The organism is Microbacterium sp. NPDC088619, assembly GCF_044752825.1.
GTDB lineage: Bacteria > Actinomycetota > Actinomycetes > Actinomycetales > Microbacteriaceae > Microbacterium.
Genome location: NZ_JBIVLZ010000002.1, coordinates 853732 through 878003 on the forward strand (window position 1 = coordinate 853732; position 24272 = coordinate 878003).

Consider the following 24272-nt stretch of genomic DNA (forward strand, 5'->3'; position numbering starts at 1 on the left):
CACACAGGGCCGGTCAGCCGACGCCGGTCGTAGGCTTGCTGCATGCCTGCACCGCTCACGCTGCCCCGCATCTCCTGGGGTGATCCGGCCTCCGATCGCCGCGTCCTCCTCGTGCACGGCCTCGGCTCGTCCGCGGCTCTCATGTGGCGGGTCGGCACGTCCCTCGCCGACGAGGGATGGCACGCGACCGCGGTCGATCTGCGCGGCCACGGCGATGCGCCTCGCGTCCTCGACTACTCGGTCGCCGCCTACGCGGCAGACCTCATCGCGACCGTGCCCGAGGGAGTCGGCTCGTGGGACGCGGTCGTCGGCCACTCGCTCGGCGGCGCGGCGAGCACGGCAGCCGCCGCATCCGCTCCCGAGTGGACCCGCCGTCTCGTGCTGCTCGACCCGGCGATCCTCGTCGGCGGTCGGGACGCAGCGATCGTGCGCCGGAGCCAGGAGCGCGCCTTCGCCGACAACAGGGTCGAGCTGGTCCGGCAGGAGCACCCGCACTGGCACCCGCAGGACTGGGAGCTCAAGGTCGACGCCGTGCACAGAGCGAGTGCGTGGGCAGTCGAGCAGACGAGTGCGCAGAACACCCCGTGGGATGTCACCGCGGATGCCGCACGGCTGGCCGTTCCCACCCATGTGATCGCCTCCGATCCCGCGGTCTACAGCATCTTCACCGGCCAGGTCGCAGCCGCGGTGCTCGCCTCCAACTCTCGCGTCACCATGTCGGTCGTCGAGGGAGCCGGTCATTCGCTGCACCGCGACAAGCCTGAAGAGACCGTCCGACAGCTGAGAGAGGCGCTCGCGTGAGCACGTTCGACCCGACCACGTATCTTCCTGACGACCTGCTCGAGCGCATCCGCGAGCGGGCTCCGATCCACGACCGCGAGAACACTTTCCCCGAGCAGGATCTCGACGAGCTGCGCGATGCCGGCTATCTGTCGATCCTCGTTCCTGCCGACCGCGGGGGCGCGGGGCTCGGACTCGCCGAGGCGGCGATCCTCCAGCAGCGCCTGGCGACCGCCGCCCCGGCCACCGCGCTCGCGATCAACATGCACCTCGTCTGGACCGGTGTCGCCAAGGTCTTCTCCGACCGCGGCGTCCCCGGCCTCGAGTTCGTGCAGGACGGAGCGGTCGCCGGAGAGGTCTTCGCCTTCGGCATCAGCGAGGGCGGCAACGACCTCGTCCTGTTCGGCAGCGACACGGATGCCGTTCCCACCGCCGACGGCGGCTACTCCTTCACCGGCACCAAGATCTTCACCTCGCTCGCCCCCGTGTGGACGAAGCTCGGGCTGCACGGACTCGACACGACGAGCGCCGACGCCCCGAAGCTCGTGTTCGCCTTCGTCGACCGCACCGATGCGGTGGTCACGGGCGACGACTGGGACACTCTCGGCATGCGGGGCACCCAGAGTCGCACGACCCGACTCGATGGGGCCGTTGCGGATGCCGCGCACGTGGTGCGCCGCATCGATCCGGGCCCGAACCCCGACCCGATCGTGTTCGGGATCTTCTCGGTCTTCGAGATCCTGCTCGCCTCGGTCTACACGGGCGTCGCACGCCGCGCCCTGGATCTCGCCGTGCTGACCGCGCAGAAGCGCCGCTCGAAGAAGACGGGCGCCGCATACAGCCAGGATCCCGACATCCGCTGGCGCATCGCAGACATGGGGCTGGCGTACGACGCCCTGCCTCCGCAGATCGCCGCGCTCGCCCGAGACGTCGACGAGCGGGTCGACAACGGCGCCCGGTGGTTCACACTGCTGTCGGGTGTCAAGCACCGAGCCGTCACGATGTCGAAGCACGTCGTCGACCAGGCGATGCTGGTGGCCGGCGGCGGCTCGTACTTCTCCTCGAACGAGCTGTCGCGGCTCTACCGCGACGTCCTGGCGGGGGCCTTCCACCCCTCCGATCCCGAATCGGCGCACTCCACCGCGGCGAGCGCCTGGCTGGGTCCACTCGACTCCTGACCGCGATATTCTGCGGTTTGCCCGCTGCAGCTTCGGAAAATCTGCGGAATCGGTTGAAGGCAGCCCGCTCCGGTGCGAGGATCGCATCATGACGCCGTCGAAAAAGCACCCCCCTCTGGATGATGTCGCGAAGACGATCATCGAGCTGCTGCAGGAAGACGGGCGGCGCTCGTACTCCGACATAGGGCGCGAAGTCGGACTCAGCGAGGCCGCCGTGCGCCAGCGGGTGCAGCGACTCACCGAGTCAGGTGTGATGCAGATCGTCGCCGTGACCGATCCGATGCAGCTGGGCTTCCCGCGACAGGCCATGATCGGCATCCGCGTCTCGGGCGACACCCGTGTGGTCGCAGAGGCCATCGCCGAGATCGCCGCGATCGACTACGTGGTGATCACGGTCGGCTCCTTCGACATCCTCGCCGAGGTCGTCTGCGAGGACGACGAAGACCTCCTCGCGCTGATCAACGACAGCATCCGTCCGATCGACGGGGTGCTGTCGACCGAGACCTTCATCTACGCCAAGCTGCAGAAGCAGCTCTACAACTGGGGGACCCGATGAGCACGCAACGCACGACTCCGTCCGAGGCCGAGCTTCAGGCCATGGCCAAGGATCACCTGTGGATGCACTTCACCCGGCAGTCGACCATGGAGAAGAGCGGCGTGCCGATCATCGTCAAGGGCGATGGCCACCGCATCTGGGACTCGAAGGGCAAGGAGTACTTCGACGGCCTCTCCGGACTCTTCGTCGTCAACGCCGGGCACGGACGCCGCCGCCTTGCCGAAGCCGCAGCGAAGCAGGCCTCCGAGCTCTCGTTCTTCCCGCTCTGGTCGTATGCGCACCCGGCGGCCATCGAGCTCGCCGACCGCCTGGCCGACGAGGCACCCGGCGACCTGAACCGCGTCTTCTTCTCGACCGGAGGCGGCGAAGCGGTCGAGACCGCGTTCAAACTCGCGAAGCACTACTGGAAGCTGATGGGCAAGCCCACCAAGCACAAGGTCATCTCGCGCTCGGTCGCCTATCACGGCACCCCGCAGGGCGCACTGGCGATCACCGGCATCCCGGCGATGAAGTCGATGTTCGAGCCGGTCACCCCCGGCGGGTTCCGGGTGCCGAACACCAACTTCTACCGCGCGGCCGAGATGGGCGGTCCGAGCGACGACCTCGAGGCCTTCGGGCGCTGGGCGGCAGACCGCATCGAGGAGATGATCCTGTTCGAGGGTGCAGACACGGTCGCCGCGGTGTTCCTCGAGCCGGTGCAGAACTCGGGCGGATGCTTCCCGCCCCCTCCCGGCTATTTCGCCAGGGTGCGCGAGATCTGCGACCGCCATGACGTGCTGCTCGTCTCGGACGAGGTCATCTGCGCGTTCGGCCGCCTCGGTCACACGTTCGCGTGCACCGGTCTCGGCTACGTGCCCGACATGATCACCTGCGCCAAGGGAATGACGAGCGGCTACTCGCCCATCGGCGCCACCGTCATCAGCGACCGGATCTACGAGCCGTTCTCGAAGGGCGACGTCTCGTTCCCGCACGGCTACACGTTCGGCGGGCACCCGGTCTCGGCTGCCGTCGCACTCGAGAACCTCGCCATTTTCGACGAGGAGGGACTCAACGAGCGCGTGCGCGAGAACTCGCCGCTGTTCCGAGCCGAGCTCGAGACGCTGCTCGACCTGCCCATCGTCGGCGACGTCCGCGGCGACGGGTACTTCTTCGGCATCGAGCTCGTGAAGGACAAGGCGACGCGCGAGACCTTCGACGACGACGAGTCCGAGCGGCTGCTGCGCGGCTTCCTCTCCCCCGCACTGTTCGAGGCCGGGCTCTACTGCCGAGCAGACGACCGCGGCGACCCCGTGATCCAGCTCGCTCCTCCGCTCACCGTCGGCCCCGCCGAGTTCCGTGAGATCGGACAGATCCTGCGGAGCGTCCTCACCGACGCGCAGTCGGTGCTCTGACCCCGCTGCTCCGACTCGGGTGCTCTGACCCTGGTGTCCTGACTCAGACGGATGCCGCGGTGCGCCGCCTCGCGAGGAGTGCGAGGTGGAGTGCCGCGAGAGTCTCGCCGTCGTCGAGATCGGCACCGAGCAGGTCGCCGATCAGCGTGAGGCGCTGGTAGAAGACCGACCGCGACAGCTGACTCGCCGTGGCCGCCGCCGAGCGGTTGCCCGGATGGGCGACGAGGGCGGCGAGCACATCGAGCAGGTCGCCGCGGCGCTCCCGATCGTGCCGGATGAGCGGCGCCAGCATCCGCTCGCTGTGCTCGTGCAGTCGGTGGTCGTCGCGCAGCGTGGCGACGAGCCGTTCGAGCGGGCGGTCGTCGACTCGGCGCACTCGGGCACCCGACTCGGCCCGATCGCTGTCGGCCAGGTCGCGCGCGGCACGCAGAGAGCCGAGAAGTCCGACGACGTCATCGGCGACCGGCCCCACGAAGACGGCCCGATCGGCGCCGGCGATGCGCAGCACCACCTCGTCGGAGAGGACAGCGGATGCCGGCAGCGACAGCAGCGCGACATCGTCGTCTGCCACTCGGGCGGCCGCGACGGCGAATCCGGCCTGCCGTGCACGATAGGCGAGCTCGCTGATCGATCGCGCACCCCGCGCCACGATGCCGTGGCACTGACGATCGGCGAGCGTGAAACCCCCTGCGCGCAGGCGTGCGTCGATGTCGTCCGCCCTCGCGAAACGCGCGCCGAGGAGGTCGTCGATGACGGCGCGCTGCGCGAGCAGCGACCATTCGGCGTCGCCGCCGTCGGCGATGCAGCCGAATGCGAGGGCTGTCGCGCCCTGCTCGAGCACCGTGTGTCGGCCCGCCGGGTGCGCGGGGCCGGGCAGAGCGAGCAACGTTCCCCAGCGCACGCCTCGCGCCTGAACTGCCACCTGTTCGGCATCGATGCGGCCGTCGAGAACCTCAGCCACCGGCATCCCGAGGGCTTCGGTCGCGATCACCTCGCGCGCGAGATTCTCGAGGATCACCGGGGCGCCGAGCGCTCGAGCCGTCTCAGCCACCACGACATCGGCCGGAGCACCCTGCAGGCTCAGAGCGGTGAACAGCTCGTGCAGACGCTGTCGCTCGTGCAGCGCCTGCGTCTGGGCGGCGATCAGCGCGTGGTGCACCGACTCGGTCACGGCGACGAACTTCACCTCGCGGGTCAGAGCGACGAGGGCGAGTCCCACGGTCGCGCAGATGTCGACCACGGGCTGCGGCACGGTCTCGCGAGCTGTTCCGACCTCGAAGACGATCCCGGCGATGCCCGCCCGATGCAGGCTCGACGCGAAGTCGCGCAGCCCCGCATCGTCGGTGGGCCATCCGGCCCCGGTCGTCAGCAGCAGCTCGCCGCCGTCGAGCAGCCGCGCGACACCGACACTGTCGGAGACGTGCACCCAGCGCACCGCAGCATCGAGCGCCGCACCGCCGACGAGCACGTCGGGCTCTCCTGCCTGCACCGCGGCCTCGGCCAGCACGTCCGCGACGCTCACGAAGACGCCGCCGGTCGGACGATCTGTCCGATTCCGCACGATCTCGCTACGGTCTGACACCGGATCGGCTCCCCGCGCTCTGTGATCATTGGAGAAAGCCAGCGTATCGGACCCCGGTCAGAGTGTTCGATACGGATCACCCACCGCGAGGGAGCCCCGTGGACATCGTCCGTCACATCATCAATGGAGCAGAGACCGCTGAGGCGGCACGCACGGGTCAGGTCTTCGACCCCGCCACCGGCGAGGTGACGAAGCAGGTCGCTTTCGCCTCGACGGGCGAGGTCGGCGAGGCGATCGCCGCCGCGGCATCCGCTCTGCCCGCCTGGCGCGAGACGAGCCTCATCAAGCGCGCCGACGTGTTCTTCCGCCTGCGTCAGCTGCTCAAGGAGCGCACTCCCGAGCTCGCCGCGATCGTCACCTCGGAGCACGGCAAGGTGCTCTCGGATGCCGCGGGCGAGGTGTCGCGCGGCATCGAGAACGTCGAGTTCGCCGCCGGCCTCGTGCACCTGCTCAAGGGCGAGCGCAGCGAGCAGGTCTCGCGAGGCGTCGACGTGCACTCGGTCAAGCAGCCGGTCGGCGTCGTCGCCGCGATCACCCCGTTCAACTTCCCCGTTATGGTGCCCCTGTGGATGGTCGCCTCAGCGATCGCCTGCGGCAACACGGTCGTGCTCAAGCCGAGTGAGAAAGACCCCTCGGCGGCCGTCTGGATCGCGAAGCTCTTCCAGGAGGCGGGTCTGCCCGATGGTGTGCTCAACGTCGTGCACGGCGACAAGGAGGCCGTCGACGCTCTGCTCGAGTCGCCGCGCGTGAACGCGATCAGCTTCGTCGGCTCGACCCCCATCGCCCGGTCGATCTATCAGCGCGCGGCGAACGCCGGCAAGCGCGTCCAGGCGCTCGGCGGCGCCAAGAACCACATGGTCGTCATGCCGGATGCCGACATCGACGCCGCAGCGGATGCCGCGATCTCGGCCGCCTACGGCTCGGCCGGTGAGCGCTGCATGGCGGTCTCGGTGCTCGTCGCAGTGGGTGACATCGCCGACGACCTGGTCGCCGCGATCGCCTCACGCATCGACGGACTCTCGATCGGCGCCGGCACGGATGCCGCGAGCGAGATGGGTCCGCTCATCACCCGCGAGCACCGCGACCGCGTCGCCTCGTACGTGACCGGAGCGGCCGCCGAGGGTGCCACCGTGGTCGTCGACGGCACGACGAAGCAGTTCGACTCGGAGGGCTTCTTCATCGGAGTCAGTCTCATCGACCAGGTCGCCCCGGGCATGAAGGTGTACGACGACGAGATCTTCGGACCGGTGCTCTCGGTCGTGCGCGTCGAGACCTACGCCGAGGCCGTCGAGCTGGTCAACGCGAATGCGTACGGCAACGGCACCGCGATCTTCACGCGCGACGGCGGCACCGCCCGCCAGTACGAGTTCGACATCGAGGTGGGAATGGTCGGCGTGAACGTGCCGATTCCCGTGCCGATCGGCGCGTACTCGTTCGGCGGCTGGAAGGACTCGCTGTTCGGCGACTCGCACATCTACGGCCCCGAGTCGGTGCACTTCTACACTCGGTCGAAGGTGGTCACCACGCGTTGGCCCGACCACACGCCCTCGCAGATCGACCTGGGCTTCCCGAGCAACCACTGAGCTCCCGAGCAGACACCGAGAACTGAGACACGAGACATGACGAACTTCATCGACCGGCACGGCGCATCGCATCCGCTCCCGGCCCCCGAAGCCGAGGCGCAGGTTCGAGCCGACGACCGCGGCCACGTCTTCCACTCCTGGAGCGCCCAGGGCCTGATCGACCCGCTTCCCGTCGCGGCGGGCGAGGGCTCGACGTTCTGGGATTACGCCGGCAACGCCTACCTCGACTTCTCGAGTCAGCTGGTGAACCTCAACCTCGGGCACCAACATCCCGATCTGGTCGCAGCGATCCAGCAGCAGGCGGGGCGGCTCTCCACCATCCAGCCCGCGATGGCGAACGACGTGCGGGGTGAGCTCGCCCGACTGATCGTCGAGGTCGCGCCCGAGGGGTTCGAGAAGGTGTTCTTCACGAACGGCGGCGCCGAGGCCAACGAGTACGCGGTGCGCATGGCCCGTCAGTCGACGGGGCGCCACAAGGTGCTGTCGATGTACCGCAGCTATCACGGGTCCACCTCGACCGCGATCTCTCTGACGGGTGACCCTCGGCGATGGGCGAACGGCACTCCCGACTCGGGAGCCGTGCGCTTCTTCGGACCCTACCTCTATCGCTCGCCGTTCCACGCCGAGACCCCGGAGCAGGAGTCCGAGCGCGCACTCGCCCACCTCGAGCAGACGATCCAGCTCGAAGGCCCGCAGACCATCGCGGCGATCATCATCGAGACCGTGGTCGGCACCAACGGAGTGCTCGTGCCGCCGCCCGGCTACCTGCAGGGCGTGCGCGAGCTGTGCGACCGCTACGGCATCGTCTACATCGCGGATGAGGTCATGGTCGGCTTCGGCCGGCTCGGCGAGTGGTTCGGCATCGACGCCTACGACGGCCGGCCCGACCTCATCACCTTCGCCAAGGGGGTGAACTCGGGCTACGTGCCGCTCGGCGGCGTCGTCATCTCGGAGCGCATCGCGAAGGCGTTCGACACCACGCCCTTCGCCGGCGGACTGACCTACTCGGGCCACCCGCTCGCGTGCGCCGCCGGTGTCGCGACCTTCGAGGTGTTCCGTCGCGACGGCATCCTCGAGCGCGTGCGCGACCTCGGCGAGCGCATCGTCGAGCCGACCCTGCGCTCATGGGTCGACACCCACCCGAGCGTCGGAGAGGTGCGCGGCCGCGGCCTCTTCTGGGCCGTCGAGCTCGTGCGCGACAAGCAGACGCGCGAGCCGCTCGTGCCGTTCAACGCGAGTGGAGCGGATGCTGCGCCCGTCGCCGCCTTCGCCGCCGCCGCGAAGAAGGCCGGCGTCTGGCCGTTCACGCACTTCAACCGCATGCACGTGGCGCCGCCACTCGTGATCAGCGAGGAGGAGCTCGTGCGCGGTCTCACCGTGCTCGATGAGGCCCTGTCGGTCGCCGACGAGGCCGCAGCGAGCTGAAAGTGCTGTGAGCTGACCGTGCCGTGAGGTGCAGCCGTTGCTGCGCGGATTCAGATCAGGAATCCGCGCAGCAGCGCCTCGGAACCTGCGAGGTGATCGCGCATCGCGGCCTCCGCGACATCGGGGCGCCCGGCGAGGATCGCCGTCACGATGCGCTCGTGCTGCTCGCCCGAGTGCTGGATGTTTCTCGGCATCAGCGGGAACGTGTCGAGCCACGCGTTGACGTCGGCCCGATTCTCGGCGACCAGAGCGACGAGCGAGGGGATTCCGGCGGCCTCCGCGATCGCGAGGTGCAGCAGGGTGTCGAGGCGGCGGTACTCCCCGGGCCCGGCGGGCAGTGCGGCCTCATGCCGCGCCCACAGGTCGGCGCGGGTCGCGGCATCCAGCGTCCGGCTCGCGGCCGCCCGCACCGCCCCGGTCTCGAGCACCCGACGCAGACCCAGTACGTCGTCGAACTCGGCAGCGGTCACGGCCCCGGCATCCGAGGGCTGCGGCAGCGGGTCGGCGACGAACGTGCCGCCGTATCGCCCGCGTTTGGGCACGAGGTATCCGGTGTCGGCGAGTTCACGGATCGCCTCGCGCACGGTGTCGCGGCTGACACCGAAGGATGCCGCGAGCTCACGCTCCGGCGGCAGCGACTCCCCTGGCGCGACGACGCCGAGACGGATGGTCTGCACGAGTCGAGCGACCGCATCCTCGAGCGCGTTGCCTCGGCGCAGGGGCCGGTAGACGGCCCGGCGCACCTCGACGAGATCGCCGTCGGAAGGGTGCTCGCTCATGCTTCTCAGCCTGTCACAGCGACATGATCCCGCTTCACAGCGGGGTGACGTAGGCGTTGGTGATGCCGCCGTCGACGACGAAGGCACTCGCGGTGATGAACGACGAGTCGTCCGAGGCGAGGAAGGCCACCGCGGCGGCCAGCTCCGACGGCTCGGCGAAGCGTCCCATCGGCACGTGCACGAGTCGACGCTGCGCGCGCTCGGGGTCTTTGGCGAAGAGCTCCTGCAGCAGCGGGGTGTTGACGGGTCCGGGGCACAGGGCGTTCACGCGCACCCCCTGTCGTGCGAACTGCACACCGAGCTCGCGTGACATGGCGAGCACACCGCCCTTCGACGCGGTGTAGCTGATCTGCGAGGTCGCCGACCCCAGCAGCGCGACGAAGGAGGCGGTGTTGATGATCGATCCTCGACCCGCGGGCACCATATGACGAAGTGCCGCACGGCTGCACAGGTAGACGCTCTTGAGATTGACGTCCTGCACGCGATCCCAGGCCGGCAGCTCGGTCGTCTCGATCGAGTCGTCGTCGGCGGGTGAGATGCCCGCGTTGTTGAACGCGATGTCGATGCGACCGAACTCCTCGGCGACGCCGTCGAAGAGTGTGTTCACCTTGGTCTCGTCGGCGACGTCGACGAGGCGGAACGCTCCGCCCACCTCGGCCGCCGCCGCTTCGCCCGTGGCGGGGTCGACGTCGGCGATGACGACGAATGCGCCTTCTGCGGCGAACCGCTGGGCGGTGGCGAAGCCGATGCCGCTCGCGCCGCCTGTGATGATGGCGACGCGGTCCTTGAGGCGCTGGGTCAGATCGATGGTCATGTGTGTTCTCCGTTGCAGATGGGGATGCGGGTCAGGATTCGTCGGTCGCGAAGAAGACGTTCTTCGTCTCGGTGAAGTGCTCGGCGGCGTCCGGTCCGAGCTCCCGCCCGAGTCCCGAGGCCTTCATGCCACCGAACGGCGTCGCGTAGCGCACCGAGGAGTGCGAGTTCACCGACAGCACGCCGCTCTGCACTCCGCGCGAGACGCGCACCGCGCGTCCGAGGCTCTCGGTCCAGATCGAGCCCGCAAGGCCGTAGGCGGTGTCGTTCGCGAGCCGGATCGCATCGGCCTCGTCGTCGAACGGCATCACCGCGACCACGGGGCCGAACACCTCCTGCTGGGCGATCCGGTCGGCGGGGTCGGCCAACACCACGGCCGGCGCGAACCAGAAGCCGTCGCCCTCGGGAGCGCTGCCCCGGAACGCGATGTCGGCGTCGTCGAGGAATCCGGACACCGTCTCGCGGTGCGCCGCCGAGATCAGCGGCCCCATGTCGGTATCCGCGCTCGACGGGTCCCCCACTCGCCACGCCCGGACCGCCGGCTCGAGCAGTTCGAGGAACCGGTCGTACACCGAGCGCTGCACGAGCAGTCGGCTGCGCGCGCAGCAGTCCTGCCCGGCATTGTCGAACACCGACCCGGGAACGGCCGCGACGGCCTTCTCGAGGTCGGCGTCGGCGAAGACGATGTTGGCGCTCTTGCCGCCGAGCTCCAGGGTGACCGGCTTCAGCGCACGCGCGCAGCCTGCTGCGACCTCGATACCGACCTCGGTCGATCCGGTGAACACGACCTTGCGGACATCCGGATGCTCGACCAACCGCTGCCCGACGACCGAACCCGAGCCGGTGACGACCTCGAAGAGCCCCTCGGGGAGGCCCGCCTCGAGGGCGAGCTCGCCGAGTCGGATGGCCGTCAGAGGAGTGAGCTCGGCGGGCTTCAGCACGACGGCGTTGCCTGCGGCGAGCGCCGGCGCGAACGCCCACGCCGCGATCGTCATCGGGAAGTTCCACGGGACGATGACGCCGACCACGCCGTACGGATCGTGGAAGGTGACATCGAGACCGCCGGCCACCGGGATCTGCCGACCCGAGAGACGTTCGGGATCGGCCGAGTAGTAGTTGAGCACCTGGGCGACGTGACCGGCTTCCCACCGGGCAGAGCCGATCGGATGCCCGGAATTCAGCACTTCGAGCTGCGCCAGCTCTTCGACCGCGGCCTCGACCGTGCGCGCGAAGGCACGCAGCGCATCGGCCCGCGCGACGGGTGCGAGCGCCGCCCACCGGCGCTGAGCCGAGACGGCGCGCGCGATCGCGGCATCCGTCTCTGCGATGTCGGCGCGCGTGACCTCGCGGATCGCCGCGCCGGTCGACGGGTTGATGACTGTGAACGCGCTCATCGGGCGTCCTCCTTCCGCCGTGCGGCGAACGCACGGGCCTGTGAGACGAGATCGGTGAAGAGTCGCCGATCCTCGGCGTTCTCCTCGGGGTGCCATTGGACGCCGACGATGTGACCGGCCGACGTGTCGACGAAGGCCTGCACGAGTCCGTCGTCGGAGTGCGCCGCCGCGACCAGCCCCTCGCCCAGGCGATCGACGCCCTGGTGGTGGTAGCTGTGCACCCGCATCTCGGTCTCACCGATGATGTCGGCGAGCGGCGTCTCGGTCGACACCTCGACGTCGTTCTCGGCGAAGACACCTCCGCCGATGCGGTACTTCTCCGTGCCGAGCGATTCGGGCAGATGCTGCTGCAGGGTGCCGCCGCGGGCGACGTTCACGAGCTGCAGACCACGACAGATCGCGAGCACCGGGATGCCGCGGCGCTCCGCCGCCTGGAAGAGGGCGATCTCCCACGCATCGCGATCGACCCTGGCGGGGTCGGTGAGCGGATGCCGGTCCTCGCCGTACAGCTCGGGGGCGACGTCGGCGCCGCCGGAGAGCACGAGGCCGTCCATGCCCGAGATCGCCGCATCCGCAGCATCCGGATCCTGCGGGGGAAGAAGAAGCGCGATGCCGCCGACGGAGGTCACACTCGTGAGGTACTGCTCGGGCAGGAACGCCGCGCGGACATCCCAGACCCCCTGCTGCGCGCGCTCGAGGTACGTGGTCACGCCGATCAGCGGCGCGGGGTCAGAGGCGCTCGAAGCCACGGATGCGCTCCCAGTCGGTGACGGCCGCGTCGTAGGCCTCGACCTCGATGCGGGCCTGGTTCAGGTAGTGCTCGACGACGTCATCGCCGAAGGCCGCACGCGCGATGGTCGATTCGCTGAAGACCTTCGCCGCCTCACGAAGAGTCGTGGGCAGATGGTCGACGCCCGCCTCGTACGCGTTGCCGGTGAACCGCTCGGGCAGCGGCAGCTCGTTCTCGATGCCGTGCAGGCCACCGGCGATGATCGCCGAGATGGCGAGGTAGGGATTCACGTCTCCGCCGGGCACGCGGTTCTCGACCCTCAGCCCCGAGCCCGACCCGACGACGCGCAGCGCGCACGTGCGGTTGTCGATGCCCCAGGCGACGCCGGTGGGGGCGAAGCTGCCCTTCGCGAAGCGCTTGTACGAGTTGATGTTGGGCGCGAGCAGCAGGGTGAACTCCCGCAGCGTCGCGAGGATCCCAGCGATCCAGTGCTCCATCACCGGGCTGAAGCCATGCTCGCCGTCTCCCGCCATGACCGGGGCGCCCGACTCATCCCGCAGCGACAGGTGGATGTGACAGCTGTTGCCCTCGCGCTCGTTGAACTTGGCCATGAACGTGAGCGCCTGGCCATGCTGCTCAGCGATCTCCTTCGCCCCGTTCTTGTAGATCGCGTGCTGGTCGGCGGTCTCTCGTACCTCCGCATAGCGGAATGCGATCTCCTGCTGACCGAAGTTGCACTCGCCCTTCACTCCCTCGCAGTACAGACCGGCGCCGTCCATGCTGTTGCGGATGTCGCGCAGCAACGGCTCCATGCGCGTCGAGGCGAGCAGGTTGTAGTCGACGTTGTAGTCGGTCGCGGGCGTCAGGCCCTCGTACTTGCGCGCCCAGGCGTCGCGGTAGGTGTTGTCGAAGACGATGAACTCGAGCTCCGTGCCCGAGTACGCGGTCCAGCCCCGCTCGGCGAGACGGTCGCGCTGCCGGTCGAGGATCGCGCGGGGCGAGGGCCCGACCGGTTCGCCGTTCTGCCAGACGAGGTCGGCCATGACGAGCACCGTGCCGTCGAGCCAGGGGATGTTGCGCAGCGTCTCGGCGTCGGGCTTGAGCACCATGTCGCCATATCCGCGGTCCCAGCCCGACATCGCGTAGCCGTCGACCGTGTTCATGTCGACGTCGACGGAGAGCAGGTAGTCACAGGCCTCGGCTCCGTGAGCCAGGATGTCCTCCTGGAACAGTCGCGCCGACACGCGTTTGCCGACCAGTCGCCCCTGCGCATCCGCGAAGGCCACGATCACCGTGTCGATCTCGCCGGCGGCGATGCCGGCATCCAGCTGTTCGATGCTCAGGTTGCCCGCCATGTGACGCTCCGTTCTCGTGCCGTGAAGCGATCGGCCGACCGGCTTCGCCCTCAGAGTAGATCACCTCGAGGTTTAAAGGTAGACGAAACCACCATTGACTGTCACAATCGTCCGCAAGGTGCACCCGGCGCCTGCACGCATGCGAACGGAGAGCGGATGTCCCAGCAGAGCAATGAATCCCGCAAGGTCGCCGGAGCGACCTATACACGCGCCGGGAGTGACTATTTCGAGAAACGCACCCTGAAGAGGTCGGCCGGAGTCTGGGGCTTGTGGGGTCTCGCCGTCGCCGCGGTGATCTCGGGCGACTTCTCGGGATGGAACTTCGGCATCGAGTTCGCGGGCTTCGGCGGGATGCTCATCGCCTTCGCCATCCTCGTCGCGATGTACTACGGGATGATCTTCGCGATCGGTGAGATGGCGGCCGCGATGCCGCACACCGGCGGGGCCTACTCGTTCGCGCGCTCCGCCATGGGCCCCTGGGGCGGCCTCGTCACTGGTGCCGCGGAGACCATCGAGTACGTCGCGACCACGGCGGTGATCGTCTACTTCTCGGCGTCGTATGCCAACGGCATCACGAGCGAGCTGCTCGGCCTCGAGCTACCGGGATGGGTCTGGTACCTCATCCTCTACATCGTCTTCATCGCCCTGAACTCCGCGGGCGCTGCCATCTCGTTCCGCTTCGCGATCATCGTGTCGGTGATCTCGATCGGCATCATCCTGGTGTTCTCGGCCATGGCGATCTTCTCGGGCGCGTTCTCGTGGGACGCGCTGTGGGACATCGTCCCCGACGAGGGCCAGTCGACCTTCCTCCCCCACGGCGTCCTGCCGATCCTGTTCGCCCTGCCGTTCGCGATGTGGTTCTTCCTGGGCATCGAAGAGCTCCCGCTCGCTGCGGAAGAGTCGCACAACCCGACGCGTGACATCCCCAAGGCGGGATTCTGGGCTCGCGGCACCCTCATCGTCACGGGCCTCCTGGTGCTGTTCCTGAACACCGGCGTGCTCGGCGCCGATGCGACGGGCACGGCCGGCGAGCCTCTGCTCGACGGCTTCCGCGCGATCGTCGGCGACCAGCTCGCCGCCGTGCTCGCCCTGTTCGCGCTGATCGGCCTGCTCGCCTCGCTGCAGGGCATCATGTTCGCCTACGGACGCAACATGTACTCGCTGTCTCGCGCCGGGTACTACCCGCGCTTCCTCTCACTCACCGGCAAACGCCAGACGCCGTGGGTCGCCCTCACGGTCGGGGCCGCGATCGGCTTCGTCGCCCTGATCGTGCTCGACGTGCTCACCGCCGTCGACTCCGAGGGCGCGGGCACCGTCGCCGGTGCGATCGTGCTGAACATCGCTGTCTGGGGCGCGGTCGTCGCCTACGGGCTGCAGCTCGTGTCGTTCATCATCCTGCGCAAGAAGTTCCCGAACGTCGACCGCCCGTACGTCAGCCCGTGGGGCATCCCCGGCGCAGTGATCGCACTCGTGATCGCCGTGCTGATCTTCGTGGGATTCCTGCTGAACCCGACGTTCGGCCCGGCGATCATCGCGATCGCGATCGTCTACGCGATCATTCTGCTCGGATTCGGCCTGTTCTTCCGGCACCGTCTCATCCTCTCGCCCGAAGAGGAATACGCGCTGTCGGGCGGTTCGCACGGCGACCCGCAGGCCGAGGGCTACGACGCGATGGAGGGCGAGGTCTTCGACGGCAAGCGGTGACGCGAGAGGAGCGCGGCTCTACTTTCGGTCGAAGTCGAACGCCTTGAGCAGCTCGTCGACGGCCTTGTCGCGCTCCTCCCCACCCTCGTCGAACATGTGCGTCACGTGCGTGCGCAGGTGGTTCTCGAGCAGCAGGCGGTTGAGCGACTCCAGTGAGCGCTGGATCGCGCGGGACTGCGTGATGATGTCCATGCAGTACTCCTCGTTCTCGATCATCCGCGCGACGCCGCGCATCTGACCCTCGAGGATGCTGGTGCGGTGCAGTGCACGCTTCTTGATGTCTTCGATCACGTTTCGAGGGTACTCGTGTCCTGCGATGGTGGTGCTCGCCGACCTCACGGAGGACTCCCCGTGAAAGGATGACGTCATGCCGCGAACCCCGATGGAGCTCCTGTCGCCCGCAGACCAGGAACGACTTCGCGCCCTCCGACGCATGAAGGCCGTGGCGCTCGGCGCGCTGATCTTCATGGCCGTCGTCTTCGTCTTCGCGTTCGCGTTCCAGGAGCGGCAGCCGTGGCTGGGCTACGTCCGGGCAGCGGCAGAGGGCGGGATGGTCGGCGCCCTCGCCGATTGGTTCGCTGTGACGGCGCTGTTCCGTAGGCCGCTCGGACTGCCGATTCCGCACACTGCGATCATCCCGAACCGCAAGGACGAGATCGGCCGCACGCTGGGCGAGTTCGTCGAGACGAACTTCCTCGAGGCGAGCGTCGTGCGCACCAAGCTCGCCAGCACCGCGATCGCCAAGCGCGCCGGCGAATGGCTGAGCGAGCCCGCCCACGCCGAGCGCGTGGGCGCCGAGGGAGCGACGATCGCGACCGCCGTTCTCAACGCCCTGAGCGATGACGACGTGCGCGACCTCATCACCGACCTCGCGCGCGAGCACCTCGTCTCCCCCGAGTGGGGACCGCCCGCCGGCGCCTGGCTCGAGAAGATCGTCGAGGCAGACGCCCACCACGGAGCCGTCGATCTCGCCGCCGACAGCATCGCCCGCTGGTTGGACGCCAACGCCGAGTCCTTCTCGGGGCTCATCTCGCGACGGCTCCCCGGGTGGGTGCCGAAGCTCGCGCACCGGTTCGTCGACGACACCGCCTACAACGAGGCGGTCAAGTTCGTGCGCGCCGTGCAGGCCGACCCGAAGCATCCGGCCCGCATCGCCGTCGACGGATACCTCGCCCGTCTGGCCGACAGCCTGCAGAACGACCCGGCGACCAGGGCGAAGCTCGAGAACGCCAAGTCGTCGCTCTTCGACAGCCCCCGAGTCGGCGCTCTCGCGGCTGAAGCGTGGAACACCGCCAAGAACGGACTGCTCACCGCCCTCGCCGACCCCGAGAGCGGGCTGCGGGTCCGCGCGGCTCAGGCCCTGCAGGAGGTCGGCGACAGGCTGACGACGGATGCCGCGCTGCAGCACCGCGTCGACACCTGGGTGTCGGATGCCGCCGTCTTCCTCGTCGACCGCTACCGCCACGACATCGCGTCGATCATCACCGACACCGTCGAGCGCTGGGACCCGGTCGAGACCACCGAGAAGATCGAGCTCATGGTCGGCCGCGACCTGCAGTACATCCGCCTCAACGGCACCTTCGTGGGCGCGCTCGCGGGCCTCGCGATCTTCACGATCGCGCACCTGCTGATCCCCGGCGTCTGAGGTTCCCGCAGGTCTGTATCGATTCGTGTTCGGCCACTAGGTAGAGATTCTGACTAGTCCGTGTCATGATCTAGTCATGGAATCGATCGAGTGGCCCAGCGAGTGGGCCCGGGCCGCGCTCCCCGCGGCCGTGCTCGCTCTCGTGAGCGATGAGGACGCCTACGGCTATCTGATCGCGCAGCGTCTTGCGGCCGCAGGTTTCGGCACCGTCAAGGGGAGCACGCTCTACCCGCTGCTCGCTCGGCTCGAACAGGACGGCTCGCTCGCCTCGACCTGGCGGGATGGCGACGGAGGGCCGGGACGCAAGTACTACTCGGTCACAGACGCGGGCAGACACTCGCTCGATGAACACCGGGCTGCCTGGGCGGATTTCACCACCCGGACGATGGCAGTCCTCGGCGAGAAGAAGGAGTCACGATGAGCGGCACACGGGACGATGACTACGGCACGGCCCTCGAGGACGAGCTCGAACTGCGCGACGTGCCGAGCGATGAGGTGGATCTCATCGTGCGGGAGGTGCGGAGCCACCTCGCGGAATCCGGCGAGGACCCGCTCGAGACCTTCGGTTCGCCCGAGCACTATGCAGACCAGTTCGCCCCTCGATCGTGGACGCGCAGGATGCTGTGGGGGCTCGTGGCGCTTTCGGGCCTGCTCGGCGCCGGAGCCGGATTCCTGTTGCTGAGCGGCGTCTTCGGGCTGATGGATCCGTCGATGCAGCTGTGGGGGTGGGCGCCGAGCATCCGACTCACGCTGGGCACGTTCTGCCTCCTGGGCCTTGTCGCGCTCCTGACGTTCATGGTGACGGAGTCGCGCCGACGCCGGGCGTCGTGGAGAGTGCGCGGATAGCAGCCGCGGTCAGCGCGTGGCGAGAGCCGCGAGCATCTCGAGCACGCAGAGCGCCGCGAGTCTGACCGTTCGCATGTCGTCGGTGTCGGCGGTGGCGTCGACCTCGGCGATGTCGGCGCTCACGACCCGCGGATCCGCGACGAGCGAACGGACGAGCGCGCGCAGCTCCCACGCGGCGAACCCACCGGGGACGGATGCCGGGCAGCCGGGCGCTGCGGCGCGATCGGCGGCGTCGACGTCGACGTCCAGGTGGATGCGGGGGGCGGCACCCGCTCCGGCGATGCTCGTCGCCTCCGCGACGACCTCGGAGATCCCGCGGCGGCGCACCTCGTCGAGGGTGATCACCCGGATGCCCCACCCGGCTGCGCGCGCGGCATAAGCCGCGGAGTTCGCGAAGTCCGCGATGCCGATCTGGACGATCCGCGTCGGGTCGATCCGCTCGCCGTCGGGTGCATCCTCGATCAGCCGCCGCACGGGCGATCCGTTCGAGATCCCGTCGCGCAGGTCGAAGTGCGCATCGATGGTGATCAGTCCGGTGGCTCCGGCTCCCCGCGCGACCGGGTAGGTCAGCGCGTTGTCCCCGCCGAGCGCGATCACGAGACGCGCGGATTCGGCGAGCTCGTGCACGCGTGCGACGCTCGCCGCGACACCGGCCTCCCCGTCGGGCTCTGTCACATCCCCGGCGTCGAGCACGCGCAGCGCCTCGCCGAGGTCTACGACCGGCGGACCCATGAGCGTCGCGCTGTATCGGGTCAGCGCCTCCCGGATCGCCGCAGGCGTCGCATGCGCGCCGGTCGGCGAGAGCGAGGTGCGCCAGGTCGGGACGCCGACCAGCACGGCATCCGCGTCGTCTCCAGCGGCGAAGGCGGGCCAGGATCCGGCACGGGGCCAGAGGTCATCATGAGAGAGAGCCATGGTTCTCCGTTCCCGAAGTCGTCGCGGGCGCAGCGAAGACCGCGACACCGTCCTTCCACACCTGATCGACGAGCGGCACTCCCGGTCGATACGCGAGATGGATGCGCGTTGGCGCCTTCAGCAGCACGAGGTCGGCGCGCGCACCCGGGGTGATCACACCGACGTCGTCGCGCCGCAGCGCCAGGGCGCCACCCGCGGTCGCCGCCCACACCGCTTCGGCGGGTGTCATGCCCATGTCGCGCACGGCGATCGCGATGCAGAACGGCATCGACGAGGTGAAGCTCGACCCCGGGTTCGTGTCGCACGCGATCGCCACGGTGACGCCCGCGTCGATGAGTCGACGCGCATCCGGATACGGCTGCCTGGTCGAGAACTCCACTCCGGGCAGCAGGGTGAGCACGGTGTCGGACGCGGCGAGCGCGGCGATATCGGCATCGGTCAGGTAGGTGCCGTGGTCGACGGAGGCGGCGCCGAGCTCGACGGCGAGGCGCACTCCATCGCCCGGGCCCAGCTGACTCGCGTGCACTCGGGGCAGGAGGCCCTTCGTGATTCCCGCCTCGAGCACCCGCCTGGACTGCTCGACCGAGAACGCCCCGGTCTCGCAGAACACGTCGATCCACTTCGAGTGCGGCGCGCACGCGTCGAGCATCGGCCCCGTGACCAGGTCGACGTACTCGTCCGCCCGGTCGGCGTACTCCGCCGGCACCACGTGCGCCCCGAGGAAGGTGACCTCCGGCGTGACCTCGGCGGCGAGTCTCACGAGCCGCTCTTCAACCGCGGCGCTGAGCCCGTATCCGCTCTTGATCTCGACCGTCGTGGTTCCCTGGGCGCGCATCTCGGCGATGAATCCCCGCAGTCGCACGCGCAGTTCATCGTCGCTCGCCGCTCGCGTCGCGGCGACGGTCGAGCGGATGCCACCCGCGGCGTACTTCTGACCGGCCATCCGGGCCTCGAACTCGGCGGCACGGTCTCCGCCGAATACGAGGTGGCTGTGGCTGTCGACGAACCCGGGGATGACCGCGCGACCACCGGCATCGATGATCTCGTCGGACACAGGTGCGGCGTCCGCCGATCCGACCCAGGCGATCCGCCCGCCGTCGATGAGCACCGCGGCATCGTGCAGCGTGCCGCAGCGGTCGCCGTCAGAGGAGCCGACGTTGGTCGTCAGCTCGCCGATGTTCGTGATCAGCGAGGTGCTCACAGCATCGGCACCTTGAGGCCGCGCTCACGGGCGATCTCCCGAGCGTGCTCGTATCCCGCATCGACATGGCGCATGACTCCGGTGCCGGGGTCATTGGTCAGCACGCGCTCGAGCTTCTCGGCGGCCAGCGCCGAGCCGTCCGCGACGCTGACCTGGCCCGCGTGGATCGAGCGCCCGATTCCGACACCGCCGCCGTGGTGCAGAGACACCCATGACGCTCCGGATGCCGTGTTGAGCAGTGCGTTCAGCAGCGGCCAGTCGGCGATCGCATCCGAACCGTCCTTCATGGCCTCGGTCTCACGGTACGGTGACGCGACCGAACCCGAGTCGAGGTGGTCGCGGCCGATCACGATCGGTGCCGAGAGCTCACCCGAGGCGACCATCTCGTTGAACTTGAGACCGGCGAGGTGACGCTCCTTATAGCCGAGCCAGCAGATGCGGGCGGGCAGGCCCTCGAAGTGCACCTTCTCGCCCGCCTTCTCGAGCCAGCGGTGCAGAGCCTTGTCTTCGGGGAACAGCTCGGCGATCGCACGGTCGGTCTTGTAGATGTCCTCGGGGTCGCCCGAGAGTGCGGCCCACCGGAAGGGCCCGCGGCCCTCTTCGAACTGCGGACGGATGTATGCCGGCACGAACCCGGGGAACTCGAACGCGCGGTCGCAGCCGCCCAACTGTGCCTCGGCCCGGATCGAGTTGCCGTAGTCGAAGACCGCGGCCCCCGCGTCCTGGAACGCGACCATAGCGGCGACGTGCTGCGCCATCGACTCGCGAGCGCGACGGGTGAACTCCTCGGCATCGCGCTCGGCCTCGGCCTTCCACTCCGCGACGCTGATGCCGACAGGCAGGTAGGCGAGCGGGTCGTGAGCGCTGGTCTGGTCGGTGACGATGTCGATCGGCACGCCCCGGCGCAGCAGCTCGGGGAAGACCTCCGCCGCGTTGCCGACGATGCCGACCGAGAGCGCCTCGCCGGCCTGCTTGGCTGCGACGACCCGGGCGACGGCCGCATCGAGGTCGCTCGTGTACTCGTCGAGGTAGCCGTGCTGCACCCGGCGTGCGAGGCGCGACTCGTCGACATCGACGATCAGCACGACCCCGTCATTGAGCGTGACGGCGAGCGGCTGCGCGCCGCCCATTCCACCGGCACCGCCGGTGAGGGTCAACGTGCCCTTGAGCGAGTCCCGGCCGAGCGAGCGAGCGACGGCGGAGAAGGTCTCATAGGTGCCCTGCAGAATCCCCTGGGTTCCGATGTAGATCCACGACCCGGCGGTCATCTGGCCGTACATGATCAGGCCGAGCTCTTCGAGCTTGCGGAACTCGGGCCAGGTCGCCCAGTCACCCACGAGGTTCGAGTTCGCGATCAGCACGCGGGGTGCCCACTCGTGCGTGCGGAAGACGCCGACCGGCTTTCCCGACTGCACGAGCAGAGTCTCGTCGGGTTCCAGTTCGTCGAGGGTGCGGACGATCGCGTCGTACGCCTCCCAGCTGCGCGCGGCCTTGCCGGTGCCGCCGTAGACCACGAGGTCTTCGGGGTGCTCGGCCACCTCGGGATCGAGGTTGTTCATCAGCATCCGCTTGGCGGCCTCGGCGCCCCAGCTCTTGGCCGTGCGCTGATTGCCGCGGGCGGCGCGGACCACGCGCGGTCCCGACGCGGTCGTGGTCGGGGTCGTCGTGGGGGTCGTCGTCGTCGTGCCTGGCGTCGTGGTGTCAGTCATGCGCGTGCTCCTTTGCGATGCGGGCGATTGCGCCGGACTGCACGAGTGCGGTCACGGCTTCCATGTCTGGGGAGAGGAATCGATCGGGGCCGGGACCCGCGGCGACGGTGCGCACCAGGTCGCGCACGGCTCCCGTGGCGGGGCCTGCCTGCAGCGGAGCACGCAGGTCGAGCGCGCGGGCGCCGGTGAGGATCTCGATCGCGATGACGCGACCCAGTCCATCGATCGCCCGACGGAGCTTGCGGGCGGCAGCCCACCCCATCGACACGTGGTCCTCCTGCATCGCCGATGACGGGATCGAATCGACGGATGCCGGCACGGCGAGGCGCTTGAGCTCGGAGACGATGCCTGCGGAGGCGTACTGAGCGATCATCAGCCCCGAGTCGACGCCGACCTCGTCTGCCAGGAACGGCGGGAGGCCGTGGTTGCGTGCCGGATCGAGTGCGCGGTCTGTGCGACGCTCCGAGATCGAGGCGACGTCGGCGACGGAGATCGCCAGGAAGTCCAGGACGGCCGCGACCGGTGCACCGTGGAAGTTGCCGTTCGACTCGATGCGGCCGTCGAGGGTGATGACCGGGTTGTCGATCACGCTCGCGAGTTCGCGCTCGGCGATGGTCGAGGCGTAGCCCATCGTGTCGCGCGCGGTTCCGTGGACCTGAGGCGAGCAGCGCAGCGAGTACGCGTCCTGCACCCGGCCGTCTTCGGGGCCCTTATGGCTGTGCACGATCGGCGATTCACGCAGGAACGACCGCAGGTTCGACGCTGATTCAGCCTGGCCGGACTGTGGGCGCAGTGCCATGAGATCGGCCGCGAACACGGCATCCGTCCCCATCTGCGACTCCACCGACATCGCCGCGGCCATGTCGGCGGTGATCAGCAGCGTCTCGAGATCGTGCAGCGCGAGCACCAGCATGCCCAGCATCCCATCAGTGCCGTTGATGAGAGCGAGGCCCTCCTTCTCGACGAGAGTGAGCGGCTCGATGCCGACAGCTGCCAGAGCATCGGACGCCGGGATGAGCTGTCCTTCCGCGTCGCGGACGTCGCCCTCTCCCATCGTCGCGAGCGCGATGTGCGCGAGCGGCGCGAGATCGCCGGAGCAACCGAGCGAGCCGTACTCACGAACGATCGGTGTGATGCCCGCGTTCAGCAGCGCGGCATACGTCTCGACGACGACGGGGCGGACGCCCGTGCGCCCCGATGTCAGGGTCTGCAGGCGCAGCAGCTGGAGTCCGCGCACGACCTCGCGCTCGACCTCGGCGCCCGTGCCGGCGGCGTGCGAGCGGATGAGGCTCGCCTGCAGCTGCAGCCGGCGATCCGCAGCGATGAAGGTCGTGGCGAGTGCGCCGAATCCGGTGGAGACGCCGTAGTGCGGATGGGGGTCGGCAGCGAGGCCGTCGATCACGCGGCGGGTCTCGTCGACCCGACCGAGAGCTGCGGGGCTGATCGTGACGGGAGCGTCGTGGCGAGCGACCGCGACGACATCGGCGTGGCTCAGGGGGGCATCGCCGACGAGGACGGGGAGCAGTTCGGTCATGTCTCGATTCCACACCCGCCGGGTCGCGGGCGACAGCGGTTCATGGGATCCTGTGTCTGTGATCCCAGACACATCGGATGCCGCCGTGCAGGTGCCCGCGGCCGACAACACCCTGCGGATCCTGCGCTATCTCGCCGGGCGACCCGCACCGGTCGCGGCATCGGCGATCGCCCGGGAACTCGAGCTGCCCCGATCGACGGTGTATCACCTGCTCACGACCCTCGCGGCGCACGGCTTCGTGCTGCACATGAAAGAGGATCGGCGCTGGGGACTCGGAACGTCTGCCTTCGAGCTCGCCGGCGGATACGCGAGGCAGCAGCCGCTCGCGCGTCTCGGGCGTCCTCTCGTCGCGGCGCTGTCGGACAGGCTCGGTGAAAGCGCCCACCTCGCGGTGATGAGCGGCGGCGACGTGCTCTACATCGTCGAGGAGCGGGCGCCACGGCGTCAGGCCCTGATCACGGACGTCGGAGTTCGGCTTCCCGCACACCTGACGGCATCGGGTAGGGCGATGCTGGCGGCGCTCCCCCGAGAGCAGGTGCGCGCCCTCTACCCGAGTGCCTCAGCGTTTCCCGATCGCACCGGGTTGGGGCCGCGCACGCCGAGCCAACTGCGCGAAGTGCTCCGCACGGTGCGGGTACGAGGCTATGCGACCGAGGACAGCGAGGTGGCGGAGGGCCTGCGCAGCGTCGGCGCGGTGGTCTGCGATCACGCCGGCTGGCCCGTCGCAGCTGTGGCCGTGACCTGGGCGGGAGCGGATCTCGACGAGAGCACCCTCGCAGAGGCTGTACACGAGACGGCGGCGGTGCTCGAATCACGACTCAAGCGGTGACTCGAGCGTCATGCGTGAGGCGAGACGTATGGCGTCGATCGCCGACCGCGAGCATCACGTGTCCTGTACGCCCGGCATCTGTCGTGTGCGCACGTTAACGCAGAAAAGCCACCCAACATTGGGTGGCTTTTCTGTCTAAAAGAAGTCCGGCGGTGTCCTACTCTCCCACAGGGTCCCCCCTGCAGTACCATCGGCGCTGTGAGGCTTAGCTTCCGGGTTCGGAATGTGACCGGGCGTTTCCCTCACGCTATGGCCGCCGAAACACTATAGATGTTTCAATCAAAACACATAACAAAGTCATTGTCATGCGGTTCTCGACCGTA

22 protein-coding genes and 1 rRNA gene are annotated in these 24272 nt (G+C 68.9%); 11 read left to right on the forward strand and 12 right to left on the reverse strand.

Annotation, left to right across the window (positions count from 1 at the left end):
- The first annotated feature begins 42 nt into the window (after positions 1–42).
- The 4 genes from ACIP5T_RS18700 to ACIP5T_RS18715 all read left to right on the forward strand — a co-directional run bounded on the left by ACIP5T_RS18700 (position 43) and on the right by ACIP5T_RS18715 (position 3905).
- Positions 43–801 carry an alpha/beta fold hydrolase gene (locus tag ACIP5T_RS18700; RefSeq protein ID WP_400866915.1) on the forward strand — a complete coding sequence of 253 codons (759 nt, stop codon included), beginning with the start codon at positions 43–45 and terminating at the stop codon, positions 799–801.
- Positions 798–1958 (forward strand): acyl-CoA dehydrogenase family protein, encoded by a 1161-nt coding sequence (locus tag ACIP5T_RS18705; RefSeq protein WP_400866917.1) that lies wholly within the window; start codon positions 798–800, stop codon positions 1956–1958. The genes ACIP5T_RS18700 and ACIP5T_RS18705 overlap by 4 nt, the downstream gene beginning before the upstream one ends.
- 88 nt (positions 1959–2046) lie before the next feature.
- Positions 2047–2514: an Lrp/AsnC family transcriptional regulator gene (locus ACIP5T_RS18710; RefSeq protein WP_400866920.1), complete on the forward strand. Its 468-nt coding sequence runs from the start codon at positions 2047–2049 to the stop codon at positions 2512–2514.
- Positions 2511–3905, forward strand: coding sequence for an aspartate aminotransferase family protein (locus ACIP5T_RS18715; protein WP_400866923.1), 1395 nt, complete (start codon positions 2511–2513; stop codon positions 3903–3905). The genes ACIP5T_RS18710 and ACIP5T_RS18715 overlap by 4 nt, the downstream gene beginning before the upstream one ends.
- A 43-nt stretch (positions 3906–3948) precedes the next feature.
- Here ACIP5T_RS18715 and ACIP5T_RS18720 read toward each other — a convergent pair whose 3' ends face one another.
- A complete protein-coding gene (locus ACIP5T_RS18720) occupies positions 3949–5487 on the reverse strand; it encodes a PucR family transcriptional regulator ligand-binding domain-containing protein (protein ID WP_400866925.1) in 1539 nt (512 codons plus the stop codon).
- A 98-nt stretch (positions 5488–5585) separates the two neighbouring features.
- Between ACIP5T_RS18720 and ACIP5T_RS18725 the strand changes: the two genes are divergently transcribed.
- Both ACIP5T_RS18725 and ACIP5T_RS18730 read left to right on the forward strand, forming a co-directional pair.
- Positions 5586–7070, forward strand: coding sequence for a CoA-acylating methylmalonate-semialdehyde dehydrogenase (locus ACIP5T_RS18725; protein ID WP_400866928.1), 1485 nt, complete (start codon positions 5586–5588; stop codon positions 7068–7070).
- 36 nt (positions 7071–7106) lie between these two features.
- A complete protein-coding gene (locus ACIP5T_RS18730; protein ID WP_400866931.1) occupies positions 7107–8495 on the forward strand; it encodes an aspartate aminotransferase family protein in 1389 nt (462 codons plus the stop codon).
- A 50-nt stretch (positions 8496–8545) separates the two neighbouring features.
- Here ACIP5T_RS18730 and ACIP5T_RS18735 read toward each other — a convergent pair whose 3' ends face one another.
- From ACIP5T_RS18735 to ACIP5T_RS18755, 5 genes are read right to left on the reverse strand one after another with little or no spacing between them, the layout of a single operon-like run.
- Positions 8546–9274 carry a FadR/GntR family transcriptional regulator gene (locus tag ACIP5T_RS18735; protein ID WP_400866933.1) on the reverse strand — a complete coding sequence of 243 codons (729 nt, stop codon included), beginning with the start codon at positions 9272–9274 and terminating at the stop codon, positions 8546–8548.
- A 34-nt stretch (positions 9275–9308) separates the two neighbouring features.
- Positions 9309–10088, reverse strand: coding sequence for a 3-oxoacyl-ACP reductase (locus ACIP5T_RS18740; RefSeq protein WP_400866936.1), 780 nt, complete (start codon positions 10086–10088; stop codon positions 9309–9311).
- A gap of 31 nt (positions 10089–10119) precedes the next feature.
- Positions 10120–11481 (reverse strand): aldehyde dehydrogenase family protein, encoded by a 1362-nt coding sequence (locus tag ACIP5T_RS18745; RefSeq protein ID WP_400866939.1) that lies wholly within the window; start codon positions 11479–11481, stop codon positions 10120–10122.
- Entirely contained in the window at positions 11478–12230 is a 753-nt protein-coding gene (locus ACIP5T_RS18750; RefSeq protein ID WP_400866942.1) for a gamma-glutamyl-gamma-aminobutyrate hydrolase family protein, read from the reverse strand. Before ACIP5T_RS18750 ends, ACIP5T_RS18745 begins: the two co-directional genes overlap by 4 nt.
- The gene (locus ACIP5T_RS18755) at positions 12211–13566 is read right to left on the reverse strand and encodes a glutamine synthetase family protein (protein WP_400866944.1); all 1356 of its coding nucleotides are present in this window, start codon (positions 13564–13566) and stop codon (positions 12211–12213) included. The genes ACIP5T_RS18750 and ACIP5T_RS18755 overlap by 20 nt, the downstream gene beginning before the upstream one ends.
- 156 nt (positions 13567–13722) lie before the next feature.
- On the opposite strand from ACIP5T_RS18755, the gene ACIP5T_RS18760 reads away from it, so the two are divergent.
- Positions 13723–15270, forward strand: a complete 1548-nt coding sequence (locus ACIP5T_RS18760) for an amino acid permease (RefSeq protein ID WP_400866947.1) — start codon at positions 13723–13725, stop codon at positions 15268–15270.
- A gap of 18 nt (positions 15271–15288) precedes the next feature.
- Here the strand turns inward: ACIP5T_RS18760 and ACIP5T_RS18765 are convergent, their stop codons facing one another.
- Positions 15289–15561 carry a metal-sensitive transcriptional regulator gene (locus tag ACIP5T_RS18765; protein ID WP_042537810.1) on the reverse strand — a complete coding sequence of 91 codons (273 nt, stop codon included), beginning with the start codon at positions 15559–15561 and terminating at the stop codon, positions 15289–15291.
- A gap of 76 nt (positions 15562–15637) precedes the next feature.
- Here ACIP5T_RS18765 and ACIP5T_RS18770 point away from each other — a divergent pair, with 76 nt between their 5' ends.
- The 3 genes from ACIP5T_RS18770 (at position 15638) to ACIP5T_RS18780 (ending at position 17761) form a co-directional block, all read left to right on the forward strand.
- Positions 15638–16915, forward strand: a complete 1278-nt coding sequence (locus ACIP5T_RS18770) for a DUF445 domain-containing protein (RefSeq protein WP_400866950.1) — start codon at positions 15638–15640, stop codon at positions 16913–16915.
- Positions 16916–16991: 76 nt separating this feature from the next.
- On the forward strand, positions 16992–17336 hold the full coding sequence (locus ACIP5T_RS18775; protein WP_400866953.1) for a PadR family transcriptional regulator: 345 nt from the start codon (positions 16992–16994) through the stop codon (positions 17334–17336).
- A complete protein-coding gene (locus tag ACIP5T_RS18780) occupies positions 17333–17761 on the forward strand; it encodes an HAAS signaling domain-containing protein (RefSeq protein WP_400866956.1) in 429 nt (142 codons plus the stop codon). The genes ACIP5T_RS18775 and ACIP5T_RS18780 overlap by 4 nt, the downstream gene beginning before the upstream one ends.
- Positions 17762–17770: 9 nt before the next feature.
- On the opposite strand, the gene ACIP5T_RS18785 is transcribed toward ACIP5T_RS18780, so the two are convergent.
- The 4 genes from ACIP5T_RS18785 to hutH are packed head-to-tail and all read right to left on the reverse strand — an operon-like array spanning position 17771 to position 23120.
- Entirely contained in the window at positions 17771–18676 is a 906-nt protein-coding gene (locus ACIP5T_RS18785) for an arginase family protein (RefSeq protein WP_400866959.1), read from the reverse strand.
- Positions 18660–19877, reverse strand: a complete 1218-nt coding sequence (gene hutI, locus ACIP5T_RS18790) for an imidazolonepropionase (RefSeq protein WP_400866962.1) — start codon at positions 19875–19877, stop codon at positions 18660–18662. Before hutI ends, ACIP5T_RS18785 begins: the two co-directional genes overlap by 17 nt.
- Positions 19874–21586, reverse strand: a complete 1713-nt coding sequence (gene hutU, locus ACIP5T_RS18795) for a urocanate hydratase (RefSeq protein WP_400866964.1) — start codon at positions 21584–21586, stop codon at positions 19874–19876. The genes hutI and hutU overlap by 4 nt, the downstream gene beginning before the upstream one ends.
- A complete protein-coding gene (hutH, locus tag ACIP5T_RS18800) occupies positions 21579–23120 on the reverse strand; it encodes a histidine ammonia-lyase (protein WP_400866967.1) in 1542 nt (513 codons plus the stop codon). Before hutH ends, hutU begins: the two co-directional genes overlap by 8 nt.
- A 91-nt stretch (positions 23121–23211) precedes the next feature.
- Here hutH and ACIP5T_RS18805 point away from each other — a divergent pair, with 91 nt between their 5' ends.
- The gene (locus ACIP5T_RS18805; RefSeq protein WP_400867026.1) at positions 23212–23949 is read left to right on the forward strand and encodes an IclR family transcriptional regulator; all 738 of its coding nucleotides are present in this window, start codon (positions 23212–23214) and stop codon (positions 23947–23949) included.
- 144 nt (positions 23950–24093) lie between these two features.
- Here the strand turns inward: ACIP5T_RS18805 and rrf are convergent.
- A 5S ribosomal RNA gene (rrf, locus tag ACIP5T_RS18810) occupies positions 24094–24210 on the reverse strand.
- Between the last annotated feature and the right edge of the window lie 62 nt (positions 24211–24272).